Annotated in this window: 5 protein-coding genes; 1 reads left to right on the top strand and 4 read right to left on the bottom strand. The window is 57.3% G+C overall.

Annotation, left to right across the window (positions count from 1 at the left end; genetic code table 11):
* Positions 1–77: 77 nt before the first annotated feature.
* Genes PMI37_RS03310 through PMI37_RS03295 form a run of 4 tightly spaced genes read right to left on the bottom strand, consistent with a single transcriptional unit; the run spans position 78 to position 3106 of the window.
* Positions 78–875 (bottom strand): amino acid ABC transporter ATP-binding protein, encoded by a 798-nt coding sequence (locus tag PMI37_RS03310; RefSeq protein WP_008078018.1) that lies wholly within the window; start codon positions 873–875, stop codon positions 78–80.
* On the bottom strand, positions 872–1534 hold the full coding sequence (locus PMI37_RS03305) for an amino acid ABC transporter permease (protein ID WP_008078016.1): 663 nt from the start codon (positions 1532–1534) through the stop codon (positions 872–874). The genes PMI37_RS03310 and PMI37_RS03305 overlap by 4 nt, the downstream gene beginning before the upstream one ends.
* 9 nt (positions 1535–1543) lie before the next feature.
* A complete protein-coding gene (locus tag PMI37_RS03300; protein ID WP_003225455.1) occupies positions 1544–2206 on the bottom strand; it encodes an amino acid ABC transporter permease in 663 nt (220 codons plus the stop codon).
* 51 nt (positions 2207–2257) lie between these two features.
* Positions 2258–3106, bottom strand: coding sequence for a transporter substrate-binding domain-containing protein (locus tag PMI37_RS03295; protein WP_008078012.1), 849 nt, complete (start codon positions 3104–3106; stop codon positions 2258–2260).
* 536 nt (positions 3107–3642) lie between these two features.
* On the opposite strand from PMI37_RS03295, the gene PMI37_RS03290 reads away from it, so the two are divergent.
* Positions 3643–4107 carry a thioredoxin family protein gene (locus tag PMI37_RS03290; RefSeq protein WP_008078005.1) on the top strand — a complete coding sequence of 155 codons (465 nt, stop codon included), beginning with the start codon at positions 3643–3645 and terminating at the stop codon, positions 4105–4107.
* The last annotated feature ends 35 nt before the right edge of the window (positions 4108–4142 follow it).

Genomic DNA, 4142 nt, shown 5'->3' with positions numbered 1-4142 from the left:
GGCCGCCAGCGGCGGTGCTGCCGGTGCCGTAACGAGTAATGGTCATGGGTATTTCTCCTGATTACAAAAGTGAAAAGTCAGAACCGCGTGCTTTTGAGAAACTCGGCCAGACGCGGTGATTGCGGGCGTTCGAACAGATCCTTGGGAGGTCCCTGCTCTTCGATTCGCCCCTGATTCATGAAAACGATCTTGTCCGAGACCTCGAAGGCAAAACGCATCTCGTGGGTCACCAGCAACATGGTCATGCCGTCCTCGGCCAGGCCCTTGATCACGTTGAGCACCTCGCCCACCAGTTCAGGGTCGAGGGCCGAAGTGACTTCGTCGAACAGCATCAGACTCGGGTTCATCGCAATCGCCCGGGCGATCGCCACGCGCTGTTGCTGACCACCGGACAACTGACCGGGAAAGTGATTGCGCCGCTCCAGCAGGCCCACGCGCTCAAGCCATTTCTCGGCGAGCACGACGGCTTCGTCCTTGTGCATCTTCTTCACCTTGAGCAAGCCCAAAGTGACGTTCTGTAACGCGGTGAGATGCGGGAACAGATTGAATTGCTGAAACGCCATGCCGGTCATTGCGCGATGCCGGGCGATGACCTTTTCCGCATGGCGCACGCGTTTGCCGTTGCTTTCGTCGTAGCCGATGGATTCGCCGTCAAGCAGGATCTGCCCGCCCTGGAATTCTTCGAGCATGTTCACGCAACGCAGCAGCGTGGTCTTGCCCGAGCCGCTGGAGCCGATCAGTGTCACCACGTTGCCGCGCTGCATGCTCAGGTCGACGCCCTTGAGCACTTCGACCGCGCCGTATTGCTTGTGCAGGCCACGAATGTCCAGCAGCGGCTGGCCGTTTTGAACGTTGGAAACTTGAGCTTCAGTCATGGCAAGGCCACCCGCTTTTCAATGTGCCGGCCGAGTAATTCGATGCCGTAGTTGATGACGAAGAACAGAAAACCGGCGAACAGATAGAACTCCAGGGTCATGAAGTTCCGGGCGATGATCTGTTGCGTGCTGAGCAGCAACTCGGCGACGCCGATCACCGAGAGCAAGGTCGAGGCCTTGACAATTTCGGTGGACGAATTGACCCAGGTCGGCAGGATCTGCCGCAACGCCTGAGGCAACAACACGTAGCCGAGGGATTGGTAGAACGTCAGGCCGATGGCCTGGCTCGCTTCCATCTGTCCACGCGGCAACGCTTGCAACGCACCACGGACAATTTCAGCGACGTGCGAGCCGCAGAACAGCGTCAGCCCTAACGCACCGGCCTGAAACGCACTGATCTGCCAACCGAGTGCCGGCGCCATATAAAAGCAGGCCAGCACCAGCACAAACACCGGTGTGCCGCGAATCAGGTCGACATAAAAGCGAAACGGCGCGCGCATCCAGAACTTGCCGTACGTCAGCACCAGACCGGCGACCACGCCGAGCATCGTGCCGAGCAGGATCGCCAGCGCCGATACTTGCACGCTGGTCAAAAAGCCTTGCCAAAGTGGCTCGCGCGCCACCCACAATTCATGTAGCCAACTGGGCGATTCGTACATCGCAGCCTCCTATCGGCGGATCGCCAGACGCTGCTCGAGGTAACGCAGCAGCATGGCAATGAGGTAACAGGCCGCGACATACAACGCCGTGGTCACCAGCCAGGTTTCGATCACCCGGTAGCTCTCGACGTTGATCTTGCGCGCGTAATAAGTCAGCTCCGGCACTGCAATCGCAGCAGCGAGCGAGGTGTCCTTGAACAGCGAAATGAAGTTGTTCGACAGCGCCGGCAAGACGTTGCGCAGCATCACCGGCACGGTGACGTAAGCCTTGACCTGCCACTCGCCCAGACCGATCGCCAACCCCGCTTCGCGCTGGCCCTTGGGAATGCTCAGCAAACCGCCACGGAACACTTCGGTCAGATAGGCCCCGGCATACAACGAGAGCGTGATGATGAACGACGGGATCTTGTCCAGACGAATCCCGAGGCTCGGCAAGGCAAAGTAGATCAACAGAATCAACACCAGAATCGGCGTGTTACGCACCACCGTGACGTACACCGAGGCCAGCACCCGCAGAGCGCGATGCTTTGAAAGCAAGGCAAACGCCATCAGCAGGCCGATCACGCAGCCGATCGCGATCGACACCAAGGCCAGTTCAAGGCCCAGACCGAGCCCCGCCAGCAAGGTGTCGAAATCGCGCCACACGGCGGCAAAGTTCAACTGATAGTTCATGGTCAGCAGTACCTTGAGCGGGGCGACATGCATCGCCCCACTCTCACGGGATCATTTGAATTCGACGGGGAAACCGATCGCGGGCGATGGCAGATCAACACCGAACCATTGCTTGAACGACGCCGCATAAGTCGGGAATTCAACCCCGGTCATGGCTTCATGCAACGCGGTGTTGACGAAGTTCAGCCAGTCCTGATCGCCGCGTTTGACAGCGCAGGCATAGGTTTGCGGGCTCCAGGCGTAAGTCGGGCTGCGATAACGGCCAGGGTTCTGCACCATCAGGTATTTGACCGAGGACTGGTCGGTGGCGGCGGCATCGGCGCGGCCGGAGTTCACCGCCTGATACATCAGATCGACGCTGTCGTATTGATCGACCTTGGCTTTCGGCAATGCCTGGTGGACCAATTCTTCGGCGTAGACGTTTTGCAGCACGGCCACGGTGACGCCGTCGCCAGCGGCTTGCAGGTCTTCGATTTCCTTGTACTTGCTGTTGTTTGGCAGCAGCAGACCCACGCCTTCGCGGTAGTACGGCAGCGTGAACGCCACTTGCTGCGCGCGGCTGGCAGTGACGGTGATGAACTGGCAGCTCATGTCGACCTTGTCGGTCAGCAGATTGGGAATCCGCGCATCGGACGACTGCACCACGAACTCGACCTTGCTCGGGTCGTTGAACAGGCCTTTGGCGACGATGCGCGCGATGTCGATATCAAATCCCTGCAACTTGCCATCCGCGCCCTGGAAATGCCATGGCGCATTGGTGCTCCCGGTGCCCACGATCAATTTGCCACGGGCCAGCACGCTGTCGAGCTTACTATCGGCTGCCTGAGCGAGCCCCATGACAGTGGAAGAAGCCGCAAGAACAAAAACACACGCTTTGAACAAGGAAGGTCGGCGATGCATGGCAAGCACTCCAGGATTTGTGTTTATTCCGCTATACCGGAACACGGTTTGTTACTACGGAATAGACAGCAGAAAGTGTGCCACAGGATTGGGTGGACGTCCTGGAGAATATGAAATGTGATGTGAATCAGAGGGATGGAAGCAGGTGGAAAAAATGCCTAACGTGAACGTCTAGATACCAGCGCTACATTTAGCTACATTTTCTGATGTCGGTGACACATCTGGGCACATCTGCATCAATCTGATGCTTGAATTGGGCGGGGTAAAAATTCGCACGCTACAGGGATAAATTTCAACACCGTGGGACCACGGTCAGCTCCCAGGTGAAGTCTTATCAGGTTATCTGTTTGCATTGTGTAATTGCTGTCTACGAATAGACACGTCCAGGCGTCATTGCCTATCAATGCAGCCTCGGAAGCGGCCCATTGATTCAATACTCAAAAACGCATCTGCACACCTGTCATATCTGACAGTAGATTTGCCTGAGTCCTTACTTGTAACGTCTGCAGACATCAACGGTTATTGAGGCTACCCGGATGAACACGATGACTTCACGTGCAGATCTGGCCCTGGTCTACCGCAAAGCCTTGAAAACCTGGCGCCCGGTGATTTTCTACTTCGCGAATGAAGATTGTCCTGCGTGTGAGTGGGCAAGTCCGGTTTTTCGCCAGGTAGCCGAACCTTTTCGGCATCGGGCCGCCATCTATATGCTCAACACTCGCGAAACACCTCGTCACCCGCTTGTCACTGGAACCCCGACGGTGCTGTTCTATCAGGACGGCAAACTGCTGAAGAAACTCAAAGGCTTCGCCAGTGAAGAAACATTAAGTGAAGATTTCGCCAGGCACATCGGCAAGACCAAAGCCCGTACCGTGCACCAAAAGCCTACGCATGATCTGACCTGGCTACGCAGTACGCTGCGCACTCTGTGCACCCTCCCCCGAACTGCTGGCCGGCGAAATGTGCCGAGTGGTGCGAAAACAACCGACAGCATCGCGTGACCCTCTGTATCGCGCGTCGCTGGTAGAGGACGGCA

It is taken from the genome of Pseudomonas sp. GM80 (genome assembly GCF_000282515.1).
GTDB lineage: Bacteria > Pseudomonadota > Gammaproteobacteria > Pseudomonadales > Pseudomonadaceae > Aquipseudomonas.
The sequence above is the reverse complement of the archived record's forward strand: the minus strand, read 5'-3'. Positions and strand labels throughout refer to the sequence as shown.